Source organism: Sphingomonas cremea, from assembly GCF_021502585.1.
Taxonomy (GTDB): domain Bacteria; phylum Pseudomonadota; class Alphaproteobacteria; order Sphingomonadales; family Sphingomonadaceae; genus Sphingomicrobium; species Sphingomicrobium cremea.
Genome location: NZ_JAKFGM010000001.1, coordinates 148,311 through 174,924, shown reverse-complemented (window position 1 = coordinate 174,924; position 26,614 = coordinate 148,311). Strand labels below are relative to the sequence as shown.

Sequence of the window (26,614 nt, the reverse complement as noted above, 5' to 3'; positions counted from 1 at the left end):
AACCGTCCATGTGAGGGCGGCGATAGCGCCTCCGCACTGCAACAAAGGGGATTTTTGATGAAGAAGCTTTCGTTCGCCATCGTTGGAGCCGCCGCGCTCGCTCTCGCCGCTTGCGGCGGCAAGGGTGACGACGCACTCGGCGACAACATTGCCGACAATTATGACGCTGCTGCCGACAACCTTGAAGCGGTTGCCGACAATACCGCCAATGCGGCCGAGTCCGACGCCCTGGAAAACCAGGCCGACGCACTTCGCGAAGAAGGCGAGAACAAGGAAGAGGCAGTCGACAAGGCCGACGTGAACGCGGCCGCCGTCAACGCAATGTAAGCATTCCATCCCAATCGGATGGAATGAAAGGGTCGGCGCCGTGGGGCGCCGGCCCTTTTTTGCAGGGCCAATCCTGCTAGGGCGGTAAAGATGACCGATGAAGCCATTCCCGCCGCGACGTTGGTCGTTTGGCGCGACCCCGGATCCGGCGACGCAGATCAATCCCAGATCCTGGTCGTGGAACGGTCCGCGACAATGGCATTTGCCGCGGGTGCGATCGTATTTCCTGGTGGACGGGTAGATGCAGCCGATCAGGCCTTGGCGGAGGCCCTGGGCCGTCCCAGCGACGCCGCAAAGATTACCGCCATCCGCGAGACGATCGAAGAAACGGCGGTGATTCCAGCCCTACGCGGTGCTGGAGATCCCGCCTTGGGTGGTGAATTGCAACGAGCCCTTCTCGAGGGATCCGATTTTGCGGCACTGCTGACGCAATTTCGCCTGGAGCCGGACCTCGACGCGCTGACCCCGTTCGCGCGCTGGATGCCGGCATTCAAGCAGCCGCGGAAATTCGATACGATGTTTTTCCTGGCTCCGGCGCCCGCCGGTGATTGGCAACCCAGTCCGCAACCCGGCGAATGCGTCGCTGCCGAGTGGGCCGCTCCATCCGAGCTACTCGAGCGAATTGACCGGGGTGATGCGAGCGCGATCTTTCCGACCAAGCGCAATCTGGAACGGCTCGCCATGCACGCCGCCCTCAGCTCCGCACTATCCGACGCGCAAGCTCATTCGCTCGAGACGATCATCCCTTGGGTCGAAGAAATCGACGGCGTCCGACACGTCCGCATCCCCGAAGGGCGCGGCTACCCGGTCATTTCCGAGCCGCTTGCCACTGCCTTTCGCGCCTGATGCGACTCGCAGGCAAAGGAAAGGGGCCCGCGGCAATGCCGTGGGCCCCTCCTCATTCGCTTGCCGCGGCTAGAGGCGGCGAGCGAACTAGCTCAGATGCTTCGACAGATGCTTGTTCATTTCGAACATAGTGCACTTGTCGACGCCAAAGACCTTCTTAAGCTTATCGTCGGCAAGGATTTCCCGCTTGTTATTCGGGTTTTGCAGGTTGTTCTTGCGAATATGATCCCACACCTTCGATACGACTTGGCTGCGCGGCAGCGGGTCTGACCCGACGATCGCGGCCAGCTCTGCCGACGGCTTTACCGGACGGGCAAGTCCGCCCCCAGCTTTACGACCAGTCCCGCTCGATGCTTTTGCCATTTGGCCCTCCTGTTGTTCTGAGAGAAGATAGAGCGCGATTCCCCTCTGTGCGCAAGAGGGAGACGGGCATCAAAGTGGTTAATTTCAGCGCTATTTGAACGGAACGACCTTATTAGCGGCATCATGGCCGATATCGGCACGCCCTCTAAAGGCGATTCCGGCCCGTTTGCACCAGTCGCGGACGATAGACTCGGCATCGCTTCCGAACTCCGGATCATTGTCCGGAATCTCGCTCATCCTGCCCATCCGGATCGCCGACGCACGCCGCAATGCCGGGCTTCCTGTTACATGAAACATCGCCCGGTCGATCCGATACTCATGCTCGGCGACATCTTCGATCAATAGCTGCACGCCAGCGAAGTCGGGTTCGATGGCAGTTCCAAGCAATGTCGATAAGACGGTCAGGTTGAAGGCCATCGCTGGCGTTCCCGGTTCCAACCCCGGTTCGAGAGCCGCGGCATCGCGCCTCACCAGCCAGTCGAGGGCCCGGTGGATCGCGGCATCTCCGCCACTGCGCGCAACATCCTGCACCATTGGTCCGTGCGCAACGGTTAGCCCGGCTTTATGGAATGCGGCCAATAGGAAGCCGGCGTCGGAGTAGCCGAGGTACTGCTTTTTCCTCGCAGGCGCGGGCAGATCCTTCACTGCATCCTCGGCGATGCGGTTCGAGCCATAGCCGCCCCGGGCGAACCAGATGGCATCGACGCTATCGTCCGCCATGACTTCGCGCAGTGCAGCCAGCCGGGCGGCATCGGGCCCGGCGAAATGTCCGTCCGACAGGAAACTCTGGGGATGAATGAGGAGTTCGACATCGCCGCGGGCCGCCGCGATAGCAGTGACGGCCTCGGCAACTTCGGGCTTCAGCGTGCAACTTGGCGCGACGACCGCAATCTTCATCCGCCTATCATTTGCACAAGCCTGCCCGCCCGCATAGGGCATGCCGCAATATGACCGATCATTACTTTTTCTGCGGAATTGGCGGTAGCGGAATGCTTCCCCTCGCCGCCATTCTTCGCGCTGGCGGCGCCCGCGTCGCTGGGTCCGACCGATCGCTCGACGCTGGGAGGCTTGCCCCCAAGTTCGATTATTTGAAATCGCTGGGCATTGCCCTTGCGCCTCAGGACGGCTCGGGTCTCGCGGAGGGGATGACCCTGGTGACTTCTGCGGCGGTAGAGCCGACGATCCCGGATGTGGTTCGCGCCCGCGAACTCGCACTTCCACATCTGACCAGGCCGGAGCTGCTGGCCCAACTGCTCAATGCCGCGCAGAAAAGCATCGCCGTCGGCGGGACCAGCGGCAAGTCAACGGTTACCGGCATGATTGGATGGATTCTTCACGCCCTTCACCGGCAACCGACCGTGATGAATGGCGCCGTGATGAAGAATTTCGTTTCACCCAGCGCACCATTTGCTTCGGCGCTGGTCGGCGATCCTGAGCTGTTCGTCAGCGAAGTCGACGAGAGCGACGGCTCAATCGCGCTCTATCGACCCACGGTGGCGGTGCTCGGCAATATCAGCCTCGACCATAAGGAAATGGACGAACTGAGGTCGCTGTTCAGTAGCTTCCTCGCTGCGTCCAGCAAAGCGGTAGTCAACCTGGACGATCCCGAAACGCGCATCCTTGCCGACGGCCTGCAAGCGGAGAGACGCGTTGGCTTCGGCTTCGATAGCCCGGGCGCGGAGCTAATCGGCCGGAACCTCGAACTGCTTCCTGACGGCGTCCGCTTTACCGCCGAGATCGATGGTCAAAAGCATAAGGTCGAGCTTGCGGTCCCCGGTCGTCACAATGCGATGAATGCAATGGCCGCGCTCGGCGCAGTCCATGCGCTGGGCATTTCGTTGGGTGACGCATCTGCTGCCTTGTCTCGCTTCGCGGGGTTGAAGCGCAGGCTGGAAACCGTTGGCACTGCGGGCGGAGTCACCATCATCGACGATTTCGCGCACAACCCCGACAAGATCGCAGCCACGCTGGCAACGCTGACCGCCCAGCCTGGCCGGCTGCTGATCATGTTCCAGCCCCACGGCTACGGTCCGCTTGCAAAGATGGGCGAAGAACTCGCAGCAACATTTGCTGGCGGCATGCGCGAAGGAGATCGCCTCTACCTTCCCGACCCCGTTTACCAGGGCGGGACGGTCGACCGTTCGCGCGGATCCGACTGGCTGGCAGAGGCGATCCTCTCGGCCGGCGGGCATGCCGAGCATATCCCCGAGCGAGCTGCGGTCGCCGAGCGATTGCTGGCGAATGCCCTGCCCGGCGATCGCATCGCCATCCTCGGCGCACGCGACGACAGCTTGAGCGAATTCGCGATCGAGTTGGTTGAGCGGCTCGGCTAGGAACACATGCCAACCTCGGTAATTGTTGGCTCATGACTGCCGCGCCCCAGCTTTTTCTCGACTGCGACGGCGTACTTGCCGATTTCGACACTGGCGCGATCGAAATTCTTGGCATGTCTCCGCGCGATTTCGAGGAGCGGCATGGAAAACGCGAGTTTTGGCGGCGGATTGCCAGAGCAAAGGATTTCTACGCGCGGCTGCCGTTGATGTCCGACGCACGCATTCTTTTCGATGCCGTCGAGCATCTCGACCCGATCATCCTGACCGGTTTGCCGTTAGGCAATTGGGCCGCCCCGCAAAAGGTTCGCTGGGCTGACGAACATTTCCCCGGCACCCACATCATTACCTGCATGGCCCGGGACAAGTATCGTCATATTAAAGGCGCCGACGTGCTGGTCGACGACAGGGAAAATCATCGTGACAGATGGGAAGCGGCAGGGGGCAAGTTCATCCACCACAAGAATGCGCGCGAAACCATTGAACAGCTCGCCGAGATCTACCCGTCTGTCAAAGTGCTGATTTAAGCGGCGGCCGCCTGATCGACCTTCTCGACCCACTCCGGCCAGAACACCGGCTCCCGCGTTGACCAGCCCGGCGCGGTCGCCGCACTTTCGCTGATCGACTGCAGCAGCACCCGCCGGCGCTCCGGATGAAGGTGAGGCAGAGCTGCGGCCGCACAGAATGCCGCCGGCAGCCACGGGCGCACACTGGCGCCAAGCAACCGCTCGTAAAGAAAGCGGAAGGCAGCGAAATTCTGCAGCCGATCCTGGCCAAGGTCGAACGCGGCCAACGTCACCAGCATTCCGAGGAACGGTTCGATCATGTCGAGGCCGCTGTCGTCCGGGATCTGCACCCTAAGATGATCGATTTGCTTGTAGAAGCGGGCCTGTGCGCCAATCGCCGCGGCTTCGATTTCGTCGCGCGCCCAGGTTTCCATCGGGTCGGACCGACCATATGCGACATCCAGCGAACGGCGGATGTAACGCTGCGTCGCTTTCGGGAAGGAAGCGAATTCCTTCATCTCCGAAATGAGCAGCGCGCCACCGGCGGGCTGGCTCGTCCTGGTCGCCATGATCCCCGACTCCTCTAACTCTAAGGCAGGATCATGCGGCCGATTGGGTTGCCAATCTCTTAACCAAAATCCCACCCCCCATTCACATTGAATCAAAGGGGAGTCCGCGGGGCAACATGAATTTCTCACCGCGCTGACTAATATTGCCGGCTGTGTTTTTCAGGGCACGATGAAATCGGGGATTTCCGGCAGTCTCCCATTTAATCCACAAATATGACTATTCGGGGAATCCGGACGAGGGAGCCGGTTTGGACGATCCTGGCTGGGTGGTCGAGATGGGGTCCGACGCATCCATTGATTCGTCACTGCCGAGATCGACCTTGGCATCGTCGTCTTCCGGGTGCTTCTTCACCTTGAGTTCGAGCTCCCGGTCCGGCTCGCCTGAAAGTGTCGGCGGCGGGGGATTTTCTTCTTTCGCCCGATCCATTTTCGTCTCGGTCATGGTGAAGTCCTTCCAATTTCAAATTCACATGCAGAACGAGCACAGCTGTGCCGCGTTCCGCACAGCCGGCCCAAATGTTCGACCGATAGGCGGTGCAGGTCTGCCAACGGACAAGCGTGCGATTGTGGATTTGGGTGAAGTGCACGTAATGAGTTCATCACATGAACGGATATTCAGCTTTCTCGCCGCAAGGCCGCTTTGCCGACTGGCGACTCGCTACCCAGTCGATCATCGGCTTTTGGGCATTCTACCTGGTCACCGTGTTGCTCCGCGGCCTGTTCGGGCCGGAGGCGGCATCGGCCATCGGCTATCGCGCGATCAACGCTGCCCTTGGCCTTGTGCTTACATTCCTGATTTACGTGGCCATCCGTTTGCTCGCTCGGGAAGGCAGCATAAGGCGGATGGCGATTGTCGCCGCGGTCGCGTCGCTTCCAGCCGCGGTAATAATGTCGGCCGCAAGCCTGAAAATGGCGATGTGGTCCGACCAGATGGGCGAGCAGTCGAAAATCACGACGCAGGAAGGCATCGCGATCGTTCAGCGCGGGCAAAACGTCCGTATCATCAAGCAGGGCGGAGACGAGCTTGAGGTCAACCTTCCGCCGGTCGAGGAAATTATCGCTTCCAAGTTGCCGCGACTGATCGCGGACGGCACCGTTACATGGTATTTCCTGCTTGCCGCCTGGTGCGCCTTTTTCATCGCCATGACGCAGCAGCATCGCACGCGGATCACCGAGCTCCGGCTTGCGGAAGCCGAAACCGCGGCCCATGCCGCCCAGGTCCGCGCGCTGCGCTACCAGGTCAATCCTCACTTCCTGTTCAATACGCTGAATAGCCTGTCGTCGCTGGTCATGTCGGGTCGATCCGACCGGGCCGAGGACATGCTGATGGCGCTGTCCACTTTCTTTCGCACGAGCCTGTCGATGGACCCGTCGGCCGACGTAAGCCTTGCGGAGGAGATCGGGCTGCAGCGGCTTTACCTGGAAATTGAAAAGGTCCGCTTCCCCGACAGGCTGGAGGTCAACATCGACATACCTGACGACTTGGCGGAAGCACGTGTTCCGGCCCTAATTCTTCAGCCTCTGGTCGAGAATGCAATTAAATATGGGGTATCGGCGACTACCGCCCGGGTTGAGCTGTCGATCCACGCTATCCGTCTTGACGGCGGCCGCATGCAACTCGATGTGACCAATCGATCGATCGGTGCGCGCTCGAAAAAAGCTGCCGCACCGACGCATGTTGGTACCGGACTAGGCCTTTCAAATGTTTCCGAGCGGTTGCATGCTCATTTTGGCAGCCGTGCCGATGTTCGCTTCGGTCCGATCCCGGGCGGCTACCAGGTTTCAATCGCCATGCCAGTGGATGACGATGACTGACAGCAACGGGTTGAAGATCCTCATTGCCGATGATGAGCCGCTCGCCGCCGAGCGGTTGCAAATGCTCCTCGCCAGGATCGATGACGTCCTCCTGGTGGGAACCGCGCATGACGGCGAGAGCGCCGTGCGCATGGCCGAGGCGCTTCAACCAGATTTGCTGCTTCTCGACATCGCCATGCCCGGACAGGATGGAATCGAAGTTGCCCGCGCCCTCTCCCGGCACGGCAAATCGCCTGCGGTCGTATTCGTAACTGCCTTTGACCAGTTCGCCGTTGCGGCCTTCGACGTCGCGGCCATCGACTATCTGATGAAGCCGGTCGACGCCGACCGTCTGGCGCGCTCAATCGATCGCGCCCGTGCCTACCTTGAGGCCCGGGACGCACGATCACCGGACGAAGCGCTGGCGGCTCCACCATCGCAATGGCTCGAGGAATTCTGGGCATCGGATTTGTCGGGGCTGGTGCGCATCGCGGCAAGGGACATCGACCGGGTCACTGCCGAGCGGGACTATATGCGGCTGCATGTCGGCAAGCGCAGCTGGCTCATCCACCATTCGATGACGGCCCTGGAAGAAGGGCTCGATCCGGAACTGTTCGTCCGCCTCCATCGGTCGGCAATCGTCCGGCGAGACTTCATCGCCGGCTTCACCCGCAATTCCTCGGGCCGATGGATCGCGCGGCTGGCGGACAGCAATGAGCAACCCGTGGGCCGCCTATACGCCGACCAGGTCCGCGCGATCGCGGGGCGTTAGTCCATTCCGGTGCAACCATGGGTTGCGGCGCGAAGTAGGGTCGGGATGTCAGGGGTCTCCCCTCCTCGCGCCGCATCAAGACCAGACCGCAATTTGCCGCCATTTGCACCCGAACCTCGACGGGAATCATCGCGGGCTCGACCGGCAATCATAACAGCAGACGAACGGCTGCCCCGGACTGACGAACGACCGCCGGCTAGTCTTCGGCGCGCTCGCCGCCGGCGACCGCGCCTGTCACAACGACGTCCCAAGTAACATTGCCCAGCGTGCGGAAGATGTCGGGCAGGACTTCGACGGCGATCAACAGCGCCAGCGGCTCAATCGGTACGCCCATTGCCAAGGCAATCGGCGCGATCGAAGTGACAAAGGACAAGGCGCCCGGCAGGCTTACCGCCCAGTAGCTGGCGATCGACGCGACGGCGAACCCGGCGATAAGGTTGCCAAGGTGAAGGTCAACGCCCATCCAATAGGCAACATAAATCGCCACAGCGACGTTCATCGCCGGCCCAGTCGCGCGAAACAGCGCCACCGCAAGAGGAAGGGTTACATCGGCATTGCGTTGAGGCACCCGAAGGCGAGCGGACGCATCCAGCATCGCAGGAAGTGAAGCCAGGCTCGATTGGGTCGAGATGGCTACCGCCTGAGGAGCAATCATCGCCCGGGCGAAATCGCCGAGCCGCCACCGGGCAAAGGTCACGGCAATGACGTAGCCGAACAATGTCACGACGATGCCGATCAATGAGACCATCACGACATAATGGAGTACCGCGCCGAACGCCGATCCCCCGGCACCCGCCCCGACCGCGAATGCGAGTCCAAGCACACCGATCGGCGCTAGTGCCAGCACCCATCCCACGACCACCAGCATCGCATCCTGGATGCCTTTGAAGAAGCGGCCGACCGCCTGGCGCTCTTCAACCCCAATCCGCGTCACCGCAAAGGCAAAGACCGCCGTGAACACGACCAGGGCAAGCACCTTGTCATTGGCCGCGGCGGCGATGGGGTTGGTCGGAATCAGTCCCCTCAGCCAATCCTGGACCGTCGGCACCGAAGCGGCAGTTGCCGCGCTGTCGACACTGGCCAAGCCAGCCCGAAGCGCCTCGGCCGAGCTTGACGGCAGCGGGAATGCTTCGAGCAGCGCGGGCATGGCGAGAGCGCCGAACGCCGCAGAACTGGTCAGCACCACCACAAACCACAGGATCGACCGACCGGCTATTCCTCCGGCCCGCGCCTGATCCGCGCCGGAAACGATGCCCGTGACCAGCAGTGCAATGATCAACGGGATTACGGTCATCTTGAGCGCGTCTAACCACAGACCGCCAACCGTTGAGGCAATTTGGACCAGCGGCTCGCGATATGCGCCCGCCTGCGCCGATAGTGCGCCCAGCAGCAGACCCGCGACCAGCGCGCCGAGCACCAGCCACGTCGAGCGGCGGCTCGTCTCGCTCATCGCGGCTTCCGGAACTTGAAGATGAAGCGGTCGGTCTTGCCCCGGATGGCCGGGTCAAACACCAGCTTGCTGTGATCATCGGCCGGATTGCGAAGCAGGTTGCTCTCCGCTTCCAACACAAAGCCGGCGCGCTTGAAGTCTGCCTTTACCGTTGCGGGGTCGATGCGGTGGAGCTTTTCGACCGTTTCCCGCGTGTCGCCAGGAGCGGCGACGTGATCGACCACTCCGACCACCGCACCGGGCTTCATTGCGTCGTAGACAACCTTGAGCCACTGATCCGGTTCCATCCGCGTGATGCCGTACTTGGCGCTTTCCCAATAGACGTCATGATAGTCGAGGTTGATCAGCATGAAGTCATATTTGCCAGGCAGGTCGGGCGCCTCGAACGGGCTGACGCGCATCCACACATTCGGCTGCTTCACCTTTAGCGCCATATAGTTGTCGTAGGTCTTCTGGTCGTAAAACTGCTTTGGCTCCCATATGGTCACCCGGCCCTTTGGTCCGACCGCAGGAGCGGTAATTTCCGCCCAATAGAGGTTGCCACCAAATGGATCGGCGACCCACATTCCCTTTTGAAGGCCGAGAAACTTCAGCACCTCTGCCGGCTTGCGCGATTCATCCAGCTTGACGTTCGCCTCGCTCCGCGACGCGGTCGAAGCCACGCTGGCCTTCACGTCAGCGGGAGCGGACCATCCCGCAGCGGGAATTGTCGTCACCATCAAAGCTGCCAAAATCAACGCCCGCATAGCCGCCTCCTTCGAGTTAATGGCGAAGGCTTATCGCGGCGCTGCTGACCGCGCCAGTGTGCTGCAAATCCATCGGCGAAGATTTTCGACGAATGGGTGGTCCCTTTTACTTTGACTCATCCTCGACTAGCCTATCGCGGCTAAATCGAGGGTCCTTTACATGGCGTCAGTGGCGGGGGTGCCGGCCGACCGGCAGGCTGCAGAGCGGAAATTCTATTCGCGCATGGCGCTTCTGCTGGTGGCGGTTGTGTTCATTGGCTTTGCCCCGAGCTTTTATCTGCGCGGAGTCGTGCCATCCTATCCCCGTCCCAACCCGACGCTTCCGCCATCGGTGTTGCTGCACGGGGGGCTTTTCACGATTTGGATGCTGGTGTTCGTTGCGCAGACGCAACTCGTAGCGGCGCGCAAAGTCGAGCTTCATATGCGCCTCGGCAAGCTCAGCTTCCTGCTTGCGCTGGCAATCATCCCGATGATGTATCTGGTAGCCGTGTGGCAGGTAGCCCGCGCCAACCAGCCGCCTTTCACTGACCCGCTCACCTGGACGATCGTTCCGCTCGCGGTCATCCCCTCTTACGCCATCCTGGTCTGGCAAGGCTGGGCTAGGCGAAGCCAGGCGCAGTGGCACAAGCGGCTGATGCTCAGCGCCGCAATCCTGGTCATGCTCGGTCCGGCGATTGGCAGAATCCCGATTGCTCCACCGACGCTTGGCGGATTCCTGTTCCAGGTGCTGGTCGGCCTTGCGCTATTCATCCCGCTATTCGTTTGGGACCGTCGGGGGGATGGCCACGTCCATCCGGCTACCTGGCTCGGCTTTTCGCTCGCTGCGGCTAGTTCGCTCCTGCCCATTGCGATCATCGCCAGCGGTGGCTGGGCGCCAATCGCAGCCCATTTGCCGGGAATTTAGGCGACTAGCCGCGCGGCTTTCGAGCCAAGCTGTGCATCCCCGTAACGATCTGTGCGTTGGCAGGATATTGTCCTGCCGACCGATCGTTCCCGGCAGGACATGAGGCGGCGGGCTGGCCAGCACCGCCGCCTCCTTTTTAGGCGGCTAACATCGGCGCTCGATCAACCGAACGATCGCGGCGTGCCGGGTCGGTTCGTCTCCAGCGACCTTTTCTAAAGCGGTCCGGATTTCTTCCAGCTCTTCCTCGTTCAGATGCTCGATGCCGATGAATTCATTCCGGGCGTGGGCGACGGCACGGATGAGTTCGTCGAGTTTGGCCTGGATCGCCGCACCATCGCGATTCTGCGCATTCTGGATAAGGAACACCATCAGGAAGGTGACGATGGTGGTGCCCGTATTGATCACCAGTTGCCAGGTGTCAGACCAGTGAAACAGGGGACCGGTCACGCCCCAAACGACAATGGTTGCAAATGCTAGAATAAATGCTCTCGGCCGCCCCGCCGCCGCCGAAACCTGCGTGGCTATTCGTTCGAACGATTTGATCACGCTGCCTTACTCCCGCTTTCTGCTGCCATTGCATGGAGCAGCTTTATGGCCTCATGAGCCGAAAGCGCTGCCCCTTCCTGCCACAGACCGGCATAGGAAAGATGTTCGCCTGCAAACAGGATCGGTCCCTCGGGCTTCAACAGCTCGAGATAGGCTCCGGTCCTCCGCCCCGTATCGGCGGGCCCTCCATCCCACAGGGCACCGACCCCTTCCGAATAAGCCACCTGCCCCCAGTTCACCGCGACAGGGCTCGTCAACAGCCTCGACTTGCCTGGGTGTAACGCCTCGATCGAATCCCGGCTGATCTGAATCTGTTCTGCTATGGGCAGCTTGGTAAACGCCTCGGGCGTATCCTGGTGGGTCCAGCCGGCGACATAAGCTCCCACCAGCACGCCGCGGGAGGCCATATGCTGGCTACTTGGATAAATGATGTTCTCGTTGAGCCGATCGGTCCAGGCGAGTCCGCCATAGATACCTTCATCTTCCCAAAAGCGCGGCGCCTCGAACGCGACCTTGGCGCTTTTCAGATAGGGCACGTTCTTGAGCGCCGCCTGTTTGGCCGGCGAGAAGTCGTTGGGGATGCGGCTGAGCAGGTTGGCGGGCAGCGTGCAGACGCAATAATCGGCACGGGTTACCCCTCCGCGATGCTCGATCCGAACCCGATTGCCTTCGCGGCGGATGGCGCTGACCGGCTGGTTGAAGCGCACGCTCGACTTGACCTGGCGATGGAGCGCCTTTGCGATCTCATCCATCCCGCCGACCGGCTGCAGCATTGTCGGTTGCATGTCGATGATCGCTTCGAAAATCTGCGGGAAAGCCGCACCCCGGCTCGGCAATAGCTCCTTCAGCGTCAGCGGATCGAGCGGATTGCCGGGATCGTCGTAACCGCCCGGCCAATCAGTATAACCGAGCGCTCCCTGCGCCGTCGGCACGCCCTTGTCATTGAGTCCGCCGTAAAAGCCGAGGAACTGCCGAAACTGCTCCAGTTCATCCTTCGGCATTGCGGCATTGAGCGCATTGCCGTCGACGGCCTTGGCTAACAGTTCAGCCAGCCGCGACTGCAGACTGTAAACCATTTGGCGACCTCGGTGGATCTTGCCGCCAAAGTCCCAGCCCGTCGCCATGTGGCTGTTGACGAACGTTTCCATCGGAACGCCCAACCGGCGGGCGTAACCGAGAATGGCATGGTGAATTGAGGGAATGCGGGCTGGTCCCGCATTGAAATATAGGCCCGGAGAAAAATTAGCCTGCTGCGTTGGCCGATCTGCCTGGACGATCCGATCGCGGCCACGAATCGTCCACGCCCGCCCGCCAACCCGATCGCGCGCCTCGAGAAGGGTTACGGAATAGCCGGCGCGCTGAAGCTCATAGGCCGCAACAAGCCCGGCAATACCGGCACCGAGCAAGACCACCGACTTGCCGCCGCCTGACCCCTTGGGAAGCGCGAAGTCAGCGGCCGACAGCGGGGTAGCCAAGGTCAAGCCGAGCATTTGCATTGCGGCGAATGTCGCCCCTGCCCCGCCCGCAATCCCAACCTGCATCAAAATGTCGCGCCGCGTCAGGGTCATATGCCCTCCCCCCTTTTGCACGGCGCTCGGTTATTTCGCCGCTGTTACCTCAATCTCGACCAGCCAGCCCGGATCGACCAGGCCGACGACCTGCATCGTCGACCTTGCGGGTTTGTTAGGTTGCGCCTTGGTTCCAAATGCTTCGACGTAGGCGCGCATCATCCCGGCGAAGTCCATCCGTTGGCCCGCAGGCGCCACGAGGAACACGCGCATCATGACAATATCGCCAAGGCCAAGCCCCTGCTCAGCCAGAGCCGCCCCGATCTTCTTCAGCACGGACCGGGTCTGTGTCTCGGTGTCGCCAAAGCGCGCAACCGATCCTTCCGGTGCGGCTGGGTCGACGACGTCCGGGACAGTTCCGCTGACGTAAACCAGCCTGCTGCCCGGTGGGACTGAAACGGATGCGGAGATGGGCGATTGAGATGCGCCGACGCGATGAGGAGAATCGACGGCCAGTGCGGCGTCGGAAATGGCCAGCGAAAACACCAGCCCAATCAGCATGACACCGATCCGCATCGCGACTCGCCCCCCGTCTCTGCTCGGGCGGACCGTAGCACGACTATGCTCCGGCCATAATCACGCTCGATCGGGCGTAGGTCATAAACGACCAAAGTTCGGGATTACGGCGACCGGAGCATCAGGCAGGGCACCAGGCCCAAACAGAAATGGGGGCCGGCATTGCTGCCAGCCCCCACCTGCACCGAGCTAAGGATCTGCCGGTGTTCGCTAGCCTGACGACCCGAAGGCCTTCCGCTTTTCGATCCTGGCTCACCAGCTCAGGCGTCGCTTCCAATCGTGGTCCTGCCCGAAGGCAGGTTCTCGATTTTCCGCGGCCCTTCTTGGGTTGGATCCTTCGCGTCGCCTGCCCCCAGGGGGAGCCGCGAACTGCGACAGGAAGACCAACTCTTCCGGCGCCTCTTCCGGTGGTCCGACTTGGGCCGAAGCCCTCCTCATCGCCATCCGGTGGAGATCGGTCCTTCCGTCACCTGCCGTACCTTCTTGCCGTTGCCGACCTTCCGGTGAGGCGGGAACTTCCGTCCCGATCACCCATGTAACTTGGCGAACTTTTTCGAGTCGCGAAAGCGAAAAAAGCGAGTCAAAGCCTGTGGATAACGGGGATATCGCGCATAAGTGTCGATTCGTGCGCCGGGACTCCACCCAGCTTGGCGAGTCGCCGCGCCAAATAAAGGTTGGCCAGTTCCGCGCAAGGCCCGCAGTTGCCGTTTCGTTCCGGCATGCCTAGTTCGGATGGGTGCCCGAATCCCCTGCCCTGAACCCCGAGCCTGCTTATTTGCAGGGCCTCAATGCTCCGCAGCGCGAGGCCGTACTTACGACGGAAGGCCCGGTCCTCGTCCTCGCCGGCGCAGGCACGGGCAAAACCGCGGCGCTGACGGCTCGACTTGCCCATCTGATTGCTACTCGAAAGGCCTGGCCGAGCCAGATCCTCGCGGTCACCTTCACCAACAAAGCCGCGCGGGAGATGAAGGAGCGGGTCAGCACGATTACCGGAGGTGCGGTCGAGGGCATGCCCTGGCTCGGCACCTTCCACTCCGTGGCCGCGCGCATGCTGCGAAGCCATGCCGAGCTGGTGGGACTGCAATCCAATTTCACCATACTCGATACCGACGACCAGCTGCGGCTAATGAAGCAGCTGATCGTCGCTTCGAACCTCGACGAAAAGCGCTGGCCAGCACGGCAGCTCGCGGGTGTGATCGACCGTTGGAAGAACCGCGGCTGGACCCCCGCCCACATCGATGCCGGCGAAAGCGAGGCGTTCGCCAACGGATGCGGCCGCGAGCTTTACGCCGCCTACCAGGATCGCCTCCGTACCTTGAATGCCTGCGATTTCGGTGACCTGCTGCTGCATATGCTGACTATATTCAGGGCGCACCCAGACGTCCTCGAAGCCTATCGCGAGCGGTTTCGCTATATCCTTGTCGACGAATATCAGGACACCAATGCGTCGCAGTACGACTGGTTGAAGCTTCTCGCCGAGCCGAGGCGTAATCTCTGCTGCGTTGGCGACGACGATCAGTCCATTTACTCGTGGCGCGGTGCGGAGGTGGCCAACATCCTCCGCTTTGAAGCCGATTTTCCCGGCGCCAAAGTCATTCGGCTGGAACAGAATTACCGTTCGACGCCGCACATTCTCGGCGCCGCCACCGGCCTCATCGCCCACAACGCCGGCCGGCTGGGCAAGACATTGTGGACGGAAGTGAACGCCGGGGAGCGGGTCAAGATTATCGGCGTGTGGGATGGGCCCGAAGAGGCCCGCCGCGTCGGTGAGGAAATTGAAGCACATCTACGCCGGGGCGGCTCCCCCGACGATTGCGCCATTCTCGTTCGCGCCCAGTTCCAAACCCGCGAATTCGAAGAGCGGTTCATCGCGATAGGCCTGGCCTATCAAATTGTCGGCGGGTTTCGATTTTATGAGCGCGCGGAGATCCGCGACGCGCTGGCCTACCTGCGGCTCGTCGCCCAACCTGCCGACGATCTCGCCTTCGAGCGGATCGTCAACCAGCCCAAGCGCGGCCTGGGCGATAAAGCAGTGGCATCAATTCACGCGCACGCACGCGCGACCGGACAGCCCTTACTTATTGCTGCCGCCGCGATGCTCGACAGCGACGAGCTGCAATCCCGCGCCCGCAACAGCCTTGCCCGCTTCGTTTCCGACATCGCCCGCTGGCGGCAGATGGCGGCCGAGCTGCCTCACCCGGAACTCGCCCGAATCCTTCTGGACGAGAGCGGCTATACTGCCATGCTCCAGGCCGAGCGCAGCGCCGAATCCGCCGGCCGTCTCGAAAATCTTGCCGAGCTCGCTCGGGCAATGGAGGAGTATGAAAGCCTTGGCGCTTTCCTCGAACATGTCAGCCTGGTGATGGACAATGACTCGCAGGCATCGGGCGACAGGGTCACGATCATGACCATTCACGCCGCGAAGGGCCTCGAATTCCCGATCGTCTTCCTCGCTGGCTGGGAGGAAGGGGTGTTTCCATCGCAACGCTCGCTCGATGAAGGTGGCCTAGCCAGCCTCGAAGAAGAGCGCCGCCTCGCTTACGTTGCCATTACGCGAGCCCGCTCGCTGGCGACCATCCTTCACGCCGCCAACCGCCGAATTTATGGCCAGTGGACCAGTAGCATCCCCTCCAGGTTCGTCGCCGAATTGCCCAAGGATCATATCGAAGAAGAGACCACCATGACGGGCGGAGAAAGCCTCTGGCGAGCTCAGTGGAGCGAGCATGGCGATCCATTCGCCCATGTGGCGAGGCCGTCGCGCGGACCCGGCTGGCAGCGGGCTAGCGCCGGCGGCTACAACGCGCAGCCACAGCGGATCATCGAAGCACGAGCCTCTGCCATCTCCCTTGGCAACAAGGGCCGCGACGACCTGAGCGTGGGTCAGCGCGTGTTCCACAGCAAGTTCGGCTACGGCACGATCGAGGCCATCGAAGGCAATAAGCTGGAGATCGAATTCGAGAAGGCTGGCCGGAAGCGAGTGCTCGACAGTTTTGTCAGTGCCGGCTGATCTTGTTTCGCGGCTAGGCCGCCTTGTTGCGCCCAACTTCGCGGATCCACGGAATGATCGAAGTCCAGCTTAACTCTTCCAGAAGCTCGATCCCGGCCAGATCGCCTTTCCTCCACATCACCTCTCCGGAAGGAACATTCAGGCCTTCGACGAACAAGGAGACAAAGGTGCCGCGGGGCGGAAGCGCCTCGCCTTCGATCTGAAATCCTCGAGCGGAAATGTTTCGCATGACGGCAGGCGACAAGTTGGCGCCCCACTTCACATAGAGGCTGCAACAAAGCTCGACGCGGGGCATCGCGCGACGTTCGGTTGGCTGACTGATGAGATTGCGGTTGATCAGCGCAAACATGTCGATGGGCTGCCTGAAGCGTATCCCAACCTCACCCGCATTGACCCAATCGATCGTCGCGGCGGGCCGCTGGCCGGTCGCTAGTTCGACGGCGATCTCATCGCCGGGTGCACCGATGACATCGCCACGAAGCGTCGCGCCCAGCGTCGAAATTTTTCGAATGGAGCAATTGCGCCGCCGACCGGCGTCATGGATCACCCCGGCGTCAAATGGTCCATCGACGTCGACCATTGGGGCATCGTCCGGCCACGGAAGCCGTTCCTCCATAACGAAGGTAGTGACCGAAATTGCATCAGTCATGGACGACCTCTTGGCATCGCGCGCAAGCTTGCACCTGCGACGCCTAAGAAGTCGCTAACGCGGGCTGGAAGTCCGCCCGACCTACGCTTGCGCCGCCTAGATCGCGTAGACGATGGCTCCGCCTACGACGGCAATAGTCATCAACAGCGCGATCAGTTGCGTCTTCGTATTACGCCCGGCTTCGAATTCCATGTCTCTTCCCCCTCCACGAGCGAATGCCTCGCTCACTGCCACTATATCATGCGAGGGGGTCGGCGTGGCGGTGAGATATTCGCCGAAAAGAGAGGGAATCTAACGGGTTAGGCGGCGACTTGGGCAAGTTGACATGGCGGTGCCTAATTTGACTTGCCGCCGCCCATGCGCATGTCCACGGCGATCGCGCCTCCGGCGATGGTCGCGAACACTGCGAGCGTTCCAATAATGCTGACGCCCAGTTCAGCGGTCGTCTGCAGCCCAGGATTGAGAAAGTAATAAGGATACCAGCCGTCGATCGCCCCCCGCCCGAGTGCATAGGCGAGGTAGAGCGCAGGCGGGGCCAGTGCCCATTTCATGTCGCGCCACTGGAGCGAGCCATGGGGCATCAGCGCCCAGAGGATCGCAAACAGGATCGGCGTAGCGTCGTGCAGCGCCACGTCGACGACCTTTTGCCAACCCTGGGGGTTCCAGGTCGACCGAAGGAGCACGGAATAGACGAACCCAACCGTGACAATTGCCGTCAGCCCCATCAGACGCGCCCTTGCTTTCGTCAGCCTGTTGTCGCGGCCCAGCGCGATGGCCGTTGCAATGGCGGCGATGCCGATATTCGACAGGATGGTGAAAAATCCGACATAGCGCCAAGTCGCCAGTCCCAGCCCGACGGCCTTCGCGAAAATCACATATTGTAGTGCAAGCCCGCTCCAGCCGACGGTCGCCATAACCACGGCCGCCACTCTCGCTCCCCGCATCGCTCGCCCCTCGTTTGTGAACACCCGGCAAGCATGGCGCAGCTCGACGAAAAAGAAAGACTTGGACGGAAGGTCCCCGTCCAAGCCTCCAAATTCTTGTCGACACTGCCCGAGCTAAACCGTCGCCTGCTCCATCGTCGACAACTCGGGCTTGGGAACGCCGCTGGTCTCAAATTCCGCCGTCAGCCGGGCCTTGCGGACCGCCAGCTGCTCACCGAGCTCATCCATGTCCAGACCGGCCTTGCGGGCCTGCGCGAACAAACCCTCCAGCCTCTTCTCTTCTTCCTCGACATGATGCTCGATCTGCTCCTGCAATACCGTCACCTTAGCGTCGTAAAACTCGTCGCCAGGTTCACCAGCCAAGATTTCGGCGATCAGTAGCTTAGCGCCGTCATGTTCAACAAAGGCTTCCTTGAGCAGATCCTCGTCAACCTTGCCCTCGCAGGCCGGGTAGAAGATTTCCTCCTCGATCTTGGCGTGGACCGACAACTCGAGGCAAATCTGGGTAGCGAGCTTCTGCTTGCGCCCTTCCCCACTGGCTTTTGCGAATTGGGCGAAGAGGTTTTCGACTGTGCGGTGATCCTCCTTAAGCAGCGCCACTGCATCTTTTGCTTTTGTTTCCGCCATTTAAGCCTCCTGTTACGAGCGTGGCTGCTCAACGAGGCCGCGTGGCGCCAGTTCCTTCGCCGAACGTTTTCGCGACGGATCTCCGCATGCAATATCAACGATGTACTTGGAGGCGCTTGGCTAGATCAGGTCTTGGTCGGTCGCCATTTCCGCAGCGCTTCTGCGCGCTTCTGCCTCGTGGAACTGGGCGAGCTGCTCGTGGAGGTGGCGCACGGCAAGGTCGCCCGCCTCCTCAGCCATCTTCCGGCAATGCTCCGCGCGCTCCAGATGGAAGGCGCGATCGTTCTCCGCGCTCATTGCAACTATCCCTACGCTCGGCAGGTGGCGGCCCGCTCGGCCAACTGGACGCGCGACCCGCCCCGAAATCTTACAATCGCATCCAATCGATCCACTAGCACAAAATGCGTCACGCGCGTAGCGGATTAGGCCGCGCGCTTGCCATTGTGGCGCGCTGCCAAATCGCTGGGCGCAGGCGCCCGGGGCCCGGCCTTGTTAAGCTCCATCCAGTCACGAAATTCGAGACCATAGAGCATATCCATGACTTCGAACTCCAGCCCGCCAGGCTGCGACGTATTGCTGTTCCACAGCGCCACCACGCCGCTCTTCAGCTTGGGATCGAATAGGATCAGCGACCGATATCCGTCGACGCCGCCGCGATGCCCGATGATGTGGTGGCCAGCGTATTCGTAGCTTCGCCAGCCATAGCCATATTGGGCATCGCCCAGGCGCTCGAGGAATTTGCGCATCCGCCCACGCTCGCCCGGCGTCTTGACCCGCGGCTGATGGATTGTCTCAAGCAGCTGCGGGCTGAGCACCTGCGGCATTTCCCCCATCTGCGCGAGCATCCAAAGCGACATATCCTTGATGTTGCTATTGACCCCGCCGGCCGCCGGAACCCGGTAATAAATATCTTTCAATTCGAGCGGGCGCCGGCCGACGCTATGCGGGCGGGCCCAGCTCTTCGACTGTGTCATTCCATCCTTGGTCAGGCTGGCCGAGGTCATCCCAAGAGGCGCGAACAAGTCGCGCTCTACCGTTTCCTGGTAACGCGCCCCGCTCACCCGCGCTACCATCTCGCTGGCCGCATCGTAGGCGACGTTCTGGTAACTCCAGCAGCTGCCAGGTGGGCAAATGCTGTTAAGCGACGCGAGTGTGCCGCGGAGGAAAGTGACGTCCTGACCCTCCTCCAACTTATTGTCGAATGCGTTGCGATATAGTCCGAGACGGTGGCTGAGCACGTCGCCTACTGTCGCTTTAAATTCATTGCGGCCCGGCAATCGTAGCGAAGGTGCGGCTTCGGCGACCGGCTCATTGAGACTTAGTTTGCCTTCCTCGGCCAGCTTGGCGACCATTGTTGCGGCCACACCTTTCGACACCGACGCCCAGCGGAACACCGTTTCCGGCGTCACCTTCTCGCCAGAACCTGCAAGCGTCTCGCCATAGCCGCTAAGGAAGGTGATGCGGCCATTCTCGACAATCCCAACCGCCAGGCCGACCATCGTCGGCTTCTCGACCATCTGCTTCAGGCGCTCGTCCAGCCGAGCATAGTCGATGCGACTGCGGCTTGCAGGTTCGACCACCGCCAGCCGGGCGCTGGTCCGAGCAATCGCCTCGGCCCTGGCATCCTTCGCCGAGGCCTGCCTCGAATCCCCGAACGGATGGGCAAGCGCCAACGCCCCGGCCGCCAGCGCAACTGCGCCAAGTCCCAGCTTAAATTGTCGTTCCAATGAAAACGCGACCTCCCCATGACTGCTGTGGCCCTGCCGGCCCCAACGCTCAACTAGCAGAGGAATCTCCGTGCGCCGAACCGACTCTTTCGAGCGGCGAACGGCAGATGGCTGGTCAGTTTCGCCACAGTCGCCTAAAGGCCCGAGCGGGGAGATACGGATGAATTTTTTGAAGACGCTGTTTTGGGTCGTGGTCGCGGTTTCACTGGCGATCTTCGCCAACCGCAACTGGGCCGATGTAACGATCAACCTGTGGGGCAATATCCAGGCCGATATGAAGCTTCCCGTCCTCATCCTGCTGGCCTTCTTTGTTGGTTTCTTGCCCCCCTTCCTGATCTTGCGCGGACGAATCTGGGCATTGAAGCGCAAGCTGGCGCTGGCCGAACGTCCACTAGTGACGTCGATTCCTGCCCCGCGTGTCGATGCGGACGAAGAAGTCGCGGCATGAGCAGCCCGATCTTCATTGCCATCGATACCCCTGACATGGATCGGGCCCGATCAATCGCGACGGCGGTCAAGCGCCATGCGGGCGGGCTGAAGCTGGGACTGGAATTCTTCTGCCATAACGGCCGGGCCGGAGTACTCGAGTTGGCCGAACTGGGCTTGCCGATCTTCCTTGACCTCAAGCTCCACGACATCCCGAACACCGTCGCAAAGGCGGTACAGGCGCTGTCGCCCATCACTCCCGCGGTACTGACGGTCCACGCCGCGGGGGGCCGGGCAATGCTTGAGGATGCCAAGGCTGCCGCACCTGCTGCAACGAAGGTCGTTGCAGTCACGGTTTTGACCAGTCTCGACAACGACGACCTCGAGTCGATCGGGGTTGCATCCAATGGCCATGCCCAAGTCGAGCGGCTGGCCGCACTGGCGCGCGAAGCTGGGCTCGATGGCATAGTTTGTTCCGGCCAGGAGGTCGCCGCCGCTCGCAGGAAGTGGAAGGATGGATTCTTCGTCGTTCCGGGAATTCGCCCGGCAGATTCCGCGATCGGCGATCAGAAGCGCATCATGACCCCGCGCGCGGCAATTGACGCCGGAGCGTCGATCCTGGTGGTCGGCCGGCCGGTAACGGGCGCCGATCATCCCGACGAAGCGCTAAGGGCGATTGCGGCCACGCTTTAGTGGACATCATAGTCGGTCGCGCCTACCTCGCGCGCGACATGTTTAAGAGGTTTCGATGAGTTGGCTGAGTAGCGTCCGCAAGGGCATTCAATCGCTGACCAAGCGGCAGAGCGTCGATACGCTTTGGCACAAGTGCAAAAAGTGCGAATCTATGGTCTTCACCAAAGAGTGGGAAGACAATGGCTACGTCTGCCCCCGCTGCGACCATCACGATCGGGTAGGTCCCGCCGTGCGGTTCGACGCCCTGTTCGACCGAAAGAAATATGAGGTCCTGCCAAGCCCCGAAGTGCGCGAGGACCCGCTCAAGTTTCGCGATACGAAGCGCTACACCGATCGCATCAAGGCAGCTCGAACTTCCACGGGTGAGCGCGACGCGCTGATCAATGCCTTAGGCAAGATCGAGGGTCATAGCGCTGTCGTCGGGGTCCAGGATTTCTCCTTCATGGGCGGATCCATGGGTGTTGCGGTAGGTGCCGCCTTCGTCGCGGGCGTCGAAAAGGCGATTGCCAAGCAGAGCCCATATATCCTGTTCACTGCCGCGGGCGGGGCGCGAATGCAGGAGGGCATTCTTTCGTTAATGCAGATGCCGCGTACAACCGTCGCGCTGGCCAAGCTGCGCGAGGCGGGCCTTCCTTACATCGTCGTCCTTACCGACCCGACAACTGGCGGAGTTACCGCCAGCTATGCGATGCTGGGCGACGTGCAGATTGCCGAGCCCGGCGCGCTGATCGGTTTCGCCGGCCAACGGGTCATCGAACAGACCATCCGCGAGAAATTGCCCGAAGGCTTCCAGCGGGCCGAATATCTGCTTGAGCACGGGATGATCGACATGGTCGTTCATCGCAACGCACTCAAGGACCGGATCGGCCGATTGATCGCCTATCTCGCGCCGGAAAAAAACAAGGCGAAAAAGGCAGCCTGATGAAAGAGGTGATCCGCTCCGCGGATCCACGGGTCGCTGCGCTGATTCAGCGGCAGGCGACTCAGTATCAGGACCGCGACCAACTCGGCTTGGATCGTATCTCGGCGCTGCTTGAAGCGCTCGGACGGCCGCAGGACCGGATGCCGCCTGTGTTCCATGTTGCCGGGACAAACGGCAAGGGTTCCACCTGCGCCTTCCTTCGTGCGGGGCTTGAGGCCGCGGGTCATAGGGTTCACGCTTTCACGAGCCCGCACCTCGTCCGCTATAACGAACGCATTCGCATCGCGGGCAAGTTGATCGAAGATGCGCGGCTGGCTGAGTTGATGGGCCGTGTACTCGACGCGAATGACGAGATTGGCGCCAGCTTATTCGAGGTCAACACCGCAGTTGCATTCCTCGCCTTCGCCGAAACGCCTGCCGATGCCTGCATTCTTGAAGTCGGGCTTGGAGGTCGGCTCGATGCGACCAACGTTGTCGAGCGGCCGCTGGTCACCGGCATCGCCAGCCTTGGCCTCGACCATCAGCATTTCCTCGGTAACAGGATGGTCGACGTCGCAGGCGAAAAGGCCGGCATCGCCAAGCGCGGCGTGCCGCTCGTCACGCAACTCTACCCGCCGGAGCTTGCTGGCCGGATCAGCGAAATTGCGCAGGATGTCGGCGCCATTTGGGAGCCGCGCGGATTGCATTGGGACGCGATCGTCCGCCAGGGAAAGCTGCATTACCGCGACCGCAGGGGTGAATTCGCCCTGCCCCTTCCCCGACTGCCTGGAAAGCACCAAGCATTGAACGCGGCATCGGCGGTAGCGATGCTTCGGCATCAATCGGTGTTGGACATCCCGCCATCGGCCCTAAGCGCGGCAATGGGCTGGACGAATTGGCCGGCACGACTGCAGCAACTGCATCGTGGCCCGCTATTCGACATGCTGCCGCGCGGCAGCGAGCTTTGGGTCGACGGGGGCCACAATCCAAGCGCGGCGCGCCTGGTCGCCGATTATGCCCGCAAGCATTGGACGGACGGGCTGCCGCTGGTGCTCCTATTCGCAAGCCTGACCACCAAGGACGCTGCCGGGGTGCTGCGGCCGTTCAAGGGGACTGCCGCCCAGATATTGTCCTTGCCGATCGAAGGGCACGACTGCCGCTCGCCAAAGGAATTGGCGTTGCTGGCCGAAAGCATGGGCCTTCCCGCCAAGCCGAAATCCAGCCTGGCCGATGCCATGACCGCGCTTCCGAAGCCGGCCCGCGTACTGGTGTTCGGCTCGCTTTACCTCGCCGGCGAACTACTCATGCTCAACGGACCGTTGCCGGACTAAGTTCGACGGGATCGCCATCGTCGACAGTTCCTGCCGTGCCGATCGAGCTGTCGACCAAGCCGCTGCGCATCATGATCCAGAAGAGCAGGATGCCGGGCAGCGCCGCAACAGTCGTCAACAGGTAGAAATTGACATAGCCGAAGGCATCGATCAGCGCGCCCGCCGTGGTGCCCGTCAGGAAACGCCCGACGATGCTCGCGGCGGCGGAAATCAATGCATATTGGGCGGCAGTGAAGCGCAAGTCGCACAGTGCCGAAAAATAGGCGACGACGCACACTCCGCCAATACCGCTGGCGGTGTTCTCGAACCCGATCGCGGCGGACATGCCAAGATTGGAATGGCCTGACATTGCTAGCAACGCGAAACTGAAGTTGCTGACGGCCATCAGGATCAGGCTGATCATCACGGACCGCTTCATCCCAAGCCGCGAATAGAGGACGCCGCCAATGAAGATGCCAATGAGATAGGCCCAAAAGCCGACGCCGACGTCCCACAAGGCGATCTCGTCATTGGTGAATTTTAGGTCGTCGAACAGCAGGCGGAAGGTAAGGTTTGCCAGCGTGTCGCCAATCTTGTGGAGCAGGATAAACAGCAGCACCAGCCATGCACCCTTACGTGCGAAGAATTCCACGAAAGGCTTCCAGATCGTCGTGGCTGCGCCTGCGAAACCTGGCTTGTGCGCCGCTTCGCGGTGCCGCTGGGGCTCCCCATAAAGCAAGGCTGTCAACATGGCCGGCAGCGCCAACAGTGCACAGGCCAGATATGCGGCTTCCCAGCCCTGCCGAGCCGCAATCACCAGCGCCAGCGCGCCTGCCCCCGCCGAACCGATGCGCCAGCCATATTGGCTCATCCCCGATCCAACGCCAAGCTGGCGCGGCTCGAGTGCTTCAATCCGATAGGCGTCGATTACAATATCGAAACTTGCCCCGGCGACGCCAAGCAGGATCGCCGCAGTGACGACTGCAGCGATACCGTCACCTGCCGGGTCAACGATGGCAAGGTTGGCGACCGCGGCCATCACTGCAACGCCGGTGACCAGCATCCACGATACGCGCTGGCCCAAACGGCCGATCACCGGAAGTTTCACCCCATCGATGATCCAGGCCCAAAGGAATTTGAAATTATAGGCAAGAAACACCAGCGAAAAGGCGGTGATCGTCGACTTGTCGATGCCATCCTGCTTGAGCCGCGTGGTTAGCGTCGCGCCGATCATCGCATAGGGAAAGCCGGACGAAATTCCGAGGAACAGCGCGGCCAGCGGTGCCTTTTCCAAATAAGGCCGAAACCCGTCCCACCATTTTTTCGACTGGCCGTCACTCGGGATCGCCGCTGCATCGCTCACTATCTTCTCCCCGGCTCGATTTTGGAGCGGAGCCTAGCAGCGTCTTTGCCGAGGGAAAGCGCAAATGCGGGTCGGCTCGTACTGAAAAATGGGTCGGTTCGGCCTTGCAACTTACCCCCAACTGGCGCAGCCTCAATTAACCATGGACATGCCCCGCACGCCGCGCCGGCCGACGCCCGGCCAACGCGCATTGGCCGAAGCCCTTGCAAGGGGAGAGGCCGCACTTGGCGATGGCATTCAGAAGCTCCCGGCCAGCGTCTATATCGATCCCGTTCGTTTCGAGGCGGAGCAGCGGTCAATCTTCGACAGGCTGCCGCATTTGCTGGCTCCTTCCGCACTTCTGCCCCGTAATGGCGAGGCGGTAGCTCACGACGGTTATGGAACGCCGCTGATCCTATCGCGCGATCAGGACGGCAAGGCGCATGTGTTCGCCAATGTCTGCCGCCATCGCGGTACACGTCTGATCGATAGCCATGACGTTGCACCAGCCAAGCGGATCGTCTGTCCCTATCACGCCTGGGCCTATAAGCCGGACGGGCAGTTGACCGGCATGCCGCGGGCCGACTGCTTCCCCGATTTCGACAAAGATGCGCATGGCCTGAAGGAATTCCCGTCAGTCGAGGCGGGCGGGCTGATCTGGTGGGCGAAGGATGATGCGGCCGACTTCAGCGACGCGGTGGCGCTGGGGCCCGACCTCGACGCGTTCGGGCTCGGCGACCTGCATCTCTACCGTCGTCGTACCCACGACGTCGCTGCCAACTGGAAGTTGTTCGTCGACGCATTCCTTGAAAGCTATCATGTCCAGCGGCTTCACGCGGCCACCATCGCCACCTTCTTTGCTGACGGCATTACAACGGCCGACACCATCGGTATCCACCAGCGCGCAGCGGTGGGTCGCGAAGCCTATCTGTCCGAAATCGACCGCGACGATTGGAGCCAGCTGAGGAAGGCAGTAACCTTCACCTACCAGCTGTTTCCAGCATCGGTGATCATCGTCAGTCCCGATTACGTCAACCTGCTCGTGGGAATGCCCCAAGGCGTCGATCAGACGTTGATCGAAGACTTCATGCTGATCCCCGAAGCCCCGGCGACCAATGAGGCGGAGGCACACTGGCAGAAAAGCTGGGATCTTCTCGACGGCGGCACCTTCAGCGCTGAGGATTTCTACGCGGCAGCTCTGTGCCACAAGGGGTTGGCTTCGGGGCAGATCGAGGAGGTCATCCTCGGCAAGCTGGAAAACGGCATTGCCGATTTCCACCGCAAGATCGAGGAAGCGCTTTAGACCTTTGCCGACGGGTAGAGAGTGAGGCCCCTGGGTGGCCTGACCTTTTCGCCGGCCAGATATTTGTCGACAGCCGCGAGCGTCGCTTTCAGCGTTCGATCACTATACGGCTTTAACAGGCAGCCGATCACCAACTCCGATGCATTTTCAGGAAGGGCGCCGGTCACGAACAATACTGGAATGCGCCGGTTCTTGGCGACCTGCGCCAGGTCGATCCCGGTCCGCTCCCCGGTCAAGCGAACGTCGCACAGGATCAGATCGACCTGTTCGCTGTCGAGCGTCGCGACCGCGTCGGCGAAGCGATCAAGGGTCGCTACCACCTCATAACCCTGGTCGCCGATCAGATTTTCATTGTCGAACGCAGTCAGCGGCTCATCCTCGACAATGAGGATTCTATTGACGATCCGCTTGCGCTTCCCGAACAGCATCTGGACTCCGTAGGACAGAA

Annotated in this window: 29 protein-coding genes; 13 read left to right on the top strand and 16 right to left on the bottom strand. The window is 61.4% G+C overall.

All coding sequences use genetic code 11. The features are described from left to right. Nucleotides 1–57: 57 nt before the first annotated feature. Both LVY65_RS00880 and LVY65_RS00875 read left to right on the top strand, forming a co-directional pair. A complete protein-coding gene (locus LVY65_RS00880) occupies nt 58–327 on the top strand; it encodes a hypothetical protein (protein ID WP_235066130.1) in 270 nt (89 codons plus the stop codon). 90 nt (nt 328–417) lie between these two features. Then, the gene (locus LVY65_RS00875) at nt 418–1,173 is read left to right on the top strand and encodes an NUDIX hydrolase (protein ID WP_235066129.1); all 756 of its coding nucleotides are present in this window, start codon (nt 418–420) and stop codon (nt 1,171–1,173) included. Nucleotides 1,174–1,260: 87 nt separating this feature from the next. On the opposite strand, the gene LVY65_RS00870 is transcribed toward LVY65_RS00875, so the two are convergent. Then, a complete protein-coding gene (locus LVY65_RS00870) occupies nt 1,261–1,536 on the bottom strand; it encodes an SWIB/MDM2 domain-containing protein (protein ID WP_235066128.1) in 276 nt (91 codons plus the stop codon). 90 nt (nt 1,537–1,626) lie between these two features. Then, complete coding sequence (locus tag LVY65_RS00865; RefSeq protein ID WP_235066127.1) at nt 1,627–2,433, bottom strand: LD-carboxypeptidase; 807 nt, start codon at nt 2,431–2,433, stop codon at nt 1,627–1,629. A 50-nt stretch (nt 2,434–2,483) separates the two neighbouring features. Between LVY65_RS00865 and LVY65_RS00860 the strand changes: the two genes are divergently transcribed. Further along, on the top strand, nt 2,484–3,869 hold the full coding sequence (locus LVY65_RS00860) for a UDP-N-acetylmuramate--L-alanine ligase (RefSeq protein WP_235066126.1): 1,386 nt from the start codon (nt 2,484–2,486) through the stop codon (nt 3,867–3,869). A 32-nt stretch (nt 3,870–3,901) separates the two neighbouring features. Continuing rightward, entirely contained in the window at nt 3,902–4,393 is a 492-nt protein-coding gene (locus tag LVY65_RS00855) for a 5' nucleotidase, NT5C type (protein ID WP_235066125.1), read from the top strand. Here LVY65_RS00855 and LVY65_RS00850 read toward each other — a convergent pair. Continuing rightward, a complete protein-coding gene (locus LVY65_RS00850) occupies nt 4,390–4,941 on the bottom strand; it encodes a hypothetical protein (protein WP_235066124.1) in 552 nt (183 codons plus the stop codon). The two genes, LVY65_RS00855 and LVY65_RS00850, sit on opposite strands and share 4 nt — an antisense overlap. Nucleotides 4,942–5,158: 217 nt before the next feature. Further along, nucleotides 5,159–5,383 carry a hypothetical protein gene (locus LVY65_RS00845; RefSeq protein ID WP_235066123.1) on the bottom strand — a complete coding sequence of 75 codons (225 nt, stop codon included), beginning with the start codon at nt 5,381–5,383 and terminating at the stop codon, nt 5,159–5,161. A 161-nt stretch (nt 5,384–5,544) separates the two neighbouring features. Here LVY65_RS00845 and LVY65_RS00840 point away from each other — a divergent pair, with 161 nt between their 5' ends. Together LVY65_RS00840 and LVY65_RS00835 are read left to right on the top strand one after the other, a co-directional pair. Further along, nucleotides 5,545–6,756 carry a sensor histidine kinase gene (locus LVY65_RS00840; protein WP_235066122.1) on the top strand — a complete coding sequence of 404 codons (1,212 nt, stop codon included), beginning with the start codon at nt 5,545–5,547 and terminating at the stop codon, nt 6,754–6,756. Then, the gene (locus LVY65_RS00835) at nt 6,749–7,507 is read left to right on the top strand and encodes a LytR/AlgR family response regulator transcription factor (protein ID WP_235066121.1); all 759 of its coding nucleotides are present in this window, start codon (nt 6,749–6,751) and stop codon (nt 7,505–7,507) included. Before LVY65_RS00840 ends, LVY65_RS00835 begins: the two co-directional genes overlap by 8 nt. 196 nt (nt 7,508–7,703) lie before the next feature. Here the strand turns inward: LVY65_RS00835 and LVY65_RS00830 are convergent, their stop codons facing one another. Both LVY65_RS00830 and LVY65_RS00825 read right to left on the bottom strand, forming a co-directional pair. After that, nucleotides 7,704–8,957 carry a dicarboxylate/amino acid:cation symporter gene (locus LVY65_RS00830; protein ID WP_235066120.1) on the bottom strand — a complete coding sequence of 418 codons (1,254 nt, stop codon included), beginning with the start codon at nt 8,955–8,957 and terminating at the stop codon, nt 7,704–7,706. Then, the gene (locus LVY65_RS00825) at nt 8,954–9,703 is read right to left on the bottom strand and encodes a class I SAM-dependent methyltransferase (protein ID WP_235066119.1); all 750 of its coding nucleotides are present in this window, start codon (nt 9,701–9,703) and stop codon (nt 8,954–8,956) included. Before LVY65_RS00825 ends, LVY65_RS00830 begins: the two co-directional genes overlap by 4 nt. Nucleotides 9,704–9,863: 160 nt before the next feature. On the opposite strand from LVY65_RS00825, the gene LVY65_RS00820 reads away from it, so the two are divergent. After that, on the top strand, nt 9,864–10,607 hold the full coding sequence (locus LVY65_RS00820; protein ID WP_235066118.1) for a hypothetical protein: 744 nt from the start codon (nt 9,864–9,866) through the stop codon (nt 10,605–10,607). A 144-nt stretch (nt 10,608–10,751) separates the two neighbouring features. On the opposite strand, the gene LVY65_RS00815 is transcribed toward LVY65_RS00820, so the two are convergent. Genes LVY65_RS00815 through LVY65_RS00805 form a run of 3 tightly spaced genes read right to left on the bottom strand, consistent with a single transcriptional unit; the run spans nt 10,752 to nt 13,237 of the window. Further along, complete coding sequence (locus LVY65_RS00815; protein WP_235066117.1) at nt 10,752–11,153, bottom strand: low affinity iron permease family protein; 402 nt, start codon at nt 11,151–11,153, stop codon at nt 10,752–10,754. Further along, the gene (locus LVY65_RS00810; RefSeq protein ID WP_328282461.1) at nt 11,150–12,721 is read right to left on the bottom strand and encodes a flavin monoamine oxidase family protein; all 1,572 of its coding nucleotides are present in this window, start codon (nt 12,719–12,721) and stop codon (nt 11,150–11,152) included. Before LVY65_RS00810 ends, LVY65_RS00815 begins: the two co-directional genes overlap by 4 nt. A 30-nt stretch (nt 12,722–12,751) precedes the next feature. Next, on the bottom strand, nt 12,752–13,237 hold the full coding sequence (locus LVY65_RS00805; RefSeq protein WP_235066116.1) for a RidA family protein: 486 nt from the start codon (nt 13,235–13,237) through the stop codon (nt 12,752–12,754). 736 nt (nt 13,238–13,973) lie between these two features. Here LVY65_RS00805 and LVY65_RS00800 point away from each other — a divergent pair. Further along, nucleotides 13,974–16,244, top strand: a complete 2,271-nt coding sequence (locus tag LVY65_RS00800; protein WP_235066115.1) for an ATP-dependent helicase — start codon at nt 13,974–13,976, stop codon at nt 16,242–16,244. A 13-nt stretch (nt 16,245–16,257) separates the two neighbouring features. Here the strand turns inward: LVY65_RS00800 and LVY65_RS00795 are convergent, their stop codons facing one another. The 5 genes from LVY65_RS00795 to LVY65_RS00775 all read right to left on the bottom strand — a co-directional run bounded on the left by LVY65_RS00795 (nt 16,258) and on the right by LVY65_RS00775 (nt 20,191). After that, complete coding sequence (locus LVY65_RS00795; RefSeq protein WP_235066114.1) at nt 16,258–16,893, bottom strand: hypothetical protein; 636 nt, start codon at nt 16,891–16,893, stop codon at nt 16,258–16,260. A 335-nt stretch (nt 16,894–17,228) separates the two neighbouring features. Beyond that, on the bottom strand, nt 17,229–17,822 hold the full coding sequence (locus LVY65_RS00790; protein ID WP_235066113.1) for a Pr6Pr family membrane protein: 594 nt from the start codon (nt 17,820–17,822) through the stop codon (nt 17,229–17,231). 129 nt (nt 17,823–17,951) lie between these two features. After that, nucleotides 17,952–18,464 carry a hemerythrin domain-containing protein gene (locus tag LVY65_RS00785; protein ID WP_235066112.1) on the bottom strand — a complete coding sequence of 171 codons (513 nt, stop codon included), beginning with the start codon at nt 18,462–18,464 and terminating at the stop codon, nt 17,952–17,954. A gap of 120 nt (nt 18,465–18,584) precedes the next feature. Next, nucleotides 18,585–18,761, bottom strand: a complete 177-nt coding sequence (locus LVY65_RS00780; RefSeq protein ID WP_235066111.1) for a hypothetical protein — start codon at nt 18,759–18,761, stop codon at nt 18,585–18,587. A 125-nt stretch (nt 18,762–18,886) separates the two neighbouring features. Next, entirely contained in the window at nt 18,887–20,191 is a 1,305-nt protein-coding gene (locus LVY65_RS00775; protein WP_235066110.1) for a serine hydrolase domain-containing protein, read from the bottom strand. 160 nt (nt 20,192–20,351) lie between these two features. Between LVY65_RS00775 and LVY65_RS00770 the strand changes: the two genes are divergently transcribed. From LVY65_RS00770 to LVY65_RS00755, 4 genes are read left to right on the top strand one after another with little or no spacing between them, the layout of a single operon-like run. Next, nucleotides 20,352–20,639, top strand: a complete 288-nt coding sequence (locus tag LVY65_RS00770) for a LapA family protein (protein ID WP_235066109.1) — start codon at nt 20,352–20,354, stop codon at nt 20,637–20,639. After that, nucleotides 20,636–21,310: an orotidine-5'-phosphate decarboxylase gene (gene pyrF, locus LVY65_RS00765; RefSeq protein ID WP_235066108.1), complete on the top strand. Its 675-nt coding sequence runs from the start codon at nt 20,636–20,638 to the stop codon at nt 21,308–21,310. Before LVY65_RS00770 ends, pyrF begins: the two co-directional genes overlap by 4 nt. 55 nt (nt 21,311–21,365) lie before the next feature. Then, nucleotides 21,366–22,232, top strand: a complete 867-nt coding sequence (accD, locus tag LVY65_RS00760) for an acetyl-CoA carboxylase, carboxyltransferase subunit beta (protein WP_235066107.1) — start codon at nt 21,366–21,368, stop codon at nt 22,230–22,232. After that, nucleotides 22,232–23,542: a bifunctional folylpolyglutamate synthase/dihydrofolate synthase gene (locus tag LVY65_RS00755; protein ID WP_235066106.1), complete on the top strand. Its 1,311-nt coding sequence runs from the start codon at nt 22,232–22,234 to the stop codon at nt 23,540–23,542. Before accD ends, LVY65_RS00755 begins: the two co-directional genes overlap by 1 nt. Here LVY65_RS00755 and LVY65_RS00750 read toward each other — a convergent pair. Beyond that, on the bottom strand, nt 23,520–24,866 hold the full coding sequence (locus LVY65_RS00750) for an AmpG family muropeptide MFS transporter (protein ID WP_408021970.1): 1,347 nt from the start codon (nt 24,864–24,866) through the stop codon (nt 23,520–23,522). The genes LVY65_RS00755 and LVY65_RS00750 overlap by 23 nt on opposite strands. Before the next feature lie 160 nt (nt 24,867–25,026). Between LVY65_RS00750 and LVY65_RS00745 the strand changes: the two genes are divergently transcribed. Beyond that, the gene (locus LVY65_RS00745) at nt 25,027–26,166 is read left to right on the top strand and encodes an aromatic ring-hydroxylating oxygenase subunit alpha (RefSeq protein WP_235066104.1); all 1,140 of its coding nucleotides are present in this window, start codon (nt 25,027–25,029) and stop codon (nt 26,164–26,166) included. Here the strand turns inward: LVY65_RS00745 and LVY65_RS00740 are convergent. Further along, a complete protein-coding gene (locus LVY65_RS00740; RefSeq protein ID WP_235066103.1) occupies nt 26,163–26,594 on the bottom strand; it encodes a response regulator in 432 nt (143 codons plus the stop codon). The two genes, LVY65_RS00745 and LVY65_RS00740, sit on opposite strands and share 4 nt — an antisense overlap. Between the last annotated feature and the right edge of the window lie 20 nt (nt 26,595–26,614).

Excerpts from the sequence above, each read along its gene's own strand:
- LVY65_RS00825 (WP_235066119.1), bottom strand. The coding sequence starts at position 9,703 with ATGCGGGCGTTGATTTTGGCAGCTTTGATGGTGACGACAATTCCCGCT.
- LVY65_RS00845 (WP_235066123.1), bottom strand. The coding sequence starts at position 5,383 with ATGACCGAGACGAAAATGGATCGGGCGAAAGAAGAAAATCCCCCGCCG.
- accD (WP_235066107.1), top strand. The coding sequence starts at position 21,366 with ATGAGTTGGCTGAGTAGCGTCCGCAAGGGCATTCAATCGCTGACCAAG.
- LVY65_RS00865 (WP_235066127.1), bottom strand. The coding sequence starts at position 2,433 with ATGAAGATTGCGGTCGTCGCGCCAAGTTGCACGCTGAAGCCCGAAGTT.
- LVY65_RS00870 (WP_235066128.1), bottom strand. The coding sequence starts at position 1,536 with ATGGCAAAAGCATCGAGCGGGACTGGTCGTAAAGCTGGGGGCGGACTT.
- LVY65_RS00805 (WP_235066116.1), bottom strand. The coding sequence starts at position 13,237 with ATGCGGATCGGTGTCATGCTGATTGGGCTGGTGTTTTCGCTGGCCATT.
- LVY65_RS00875 (WP_235066129.1), top strand. The coding sequence starts at position 418 with ATGACCGATGAAGCCATTCCCGCCGCGACGTTGGTCGTTTGGCGCGAC.
- LVY65_RS00830 (WP_235066120.1), bottom strand. The coding sequence starts at position 8,957 with ATGAGCGAGACGAGCCGCCGCTCGACGTGGCTGGTGCTCGGCGCGCTG.
- LVY65_RS00780 (WP_235066111.1), bottom strand. The coding sequence starts at position 18,761 with ATGAGCGCGGAGAACGATCGCGCCTTCCATCTGGAGCGCGCGGAGCAT.
- LVY65_RS00810 (WP_328282461.1), bottom strand. The coding sequence starts at position 12,721 with ATGACCCTGACGCGGCGCGACATTTTGATGCAGGTTGGGATTGCGGGC.
- LVY65_RS00860 (WP_235066126.1), top strand. The coding sequence starts at position 2,484 with ATGACCGATCATTACTTTTTCTGCGGAATTGGCGGTAGCGGAATGCTT.
- LVY65_RS00820 (WP_235066118.1), top strand. The coding sequence starts at position 9,864 with ATGGCGTCAGTGGCGGGGGTGCCGGCCGACCGGCAGGCTGCAGAGCGG.
- LVY65_RS00755 (WP_235066106.1), top strand. The coding sequence starts at position 22,232 with ATGAAAGAGGTGATCCGCTCCGCGGATCCACGGGTCGCTGCGCTGATT.
- LVY65_RS00745 (WP_235066104.1), top strand. The coding sequence starts at position 25,027 with ATGGACATGCCCCGCACGCCGCGCCGGCCGACGCCCGGCCAACGCGCA.
- LVY65_RS00855 (WP_235066125.1), top strand. The coding sequence starts at position 3,902 with ATGACTGCCGCGCCCCAGCTTTTTCTCGACTGCGACGGCGTACTTGCC.
- LVY65_RS00840 (WP_235066122.1), top strand. The coding sequence starts at position 5,545 with ATGAACGGATATTCAGCTTTCTCGCCGCAAGGCCGCTTTGCCGACTGG.
- LVY65_RS00785 (WP_235066112.1), bottom strand. The coding sequence starts at position 18,464 with ATGGCGGAAACAAAAGCAAAAGATGCAGTGGCGCTGCTTAAGGAGGAT.
- LVY65_RS00740 (WP_235066103.1), bottom strand. The coding sequence starts at position 26,594 with ATGCTGTTCGGGAAGCGCAAGCGGATCGTCAATAGAATCCTCATTGTC.
- LVY65_RS00770 (WP_235066109.1), top strand. The coding sequence starts at position 20,352 with ATGAATTTTTTGAAGACGCTGTTTTGGGTCGTGGTCGCGGTTTCACTG.
- pyrF (WP_235066108.1), top strand. The coding sequence starts at position 20,636 with ATGAGCAGCCCGATCTTCATTGCCATCGATACCCCTGACATGGATCGG.
- LVY65_RS00880 (WP_235066130.1), top strand. The coding sequence starts at position 58 with ATGAAGAAGCTTTCGTTCGCCATCGTTGGAGCCGCCGCGCTCGCTCTC.
- LVY65_RS00850 (WP_235066124.1), bottom strand. The coding sequence starts at position 4,941 with ATGGCGACCAGGACGAGCCAGCCCGCCGGTGGCGCGCTGCTCATTTCG.
- LVY65_RS00795 (WP_235066114.1), bottom strand. The coding sequence starts at position 16,893 with ATGACTGATGCAATTTCGGTCACTACCTTCGTTATGGAGGAACGGCTT.
- LVY65_RS00835 (WP_235066121.1), top strand. The coding sequence starts at position 6,749 with ATGACTGACAGCAACGGGTTGAAGATCCTCATTGCCGATGATGAGCCG.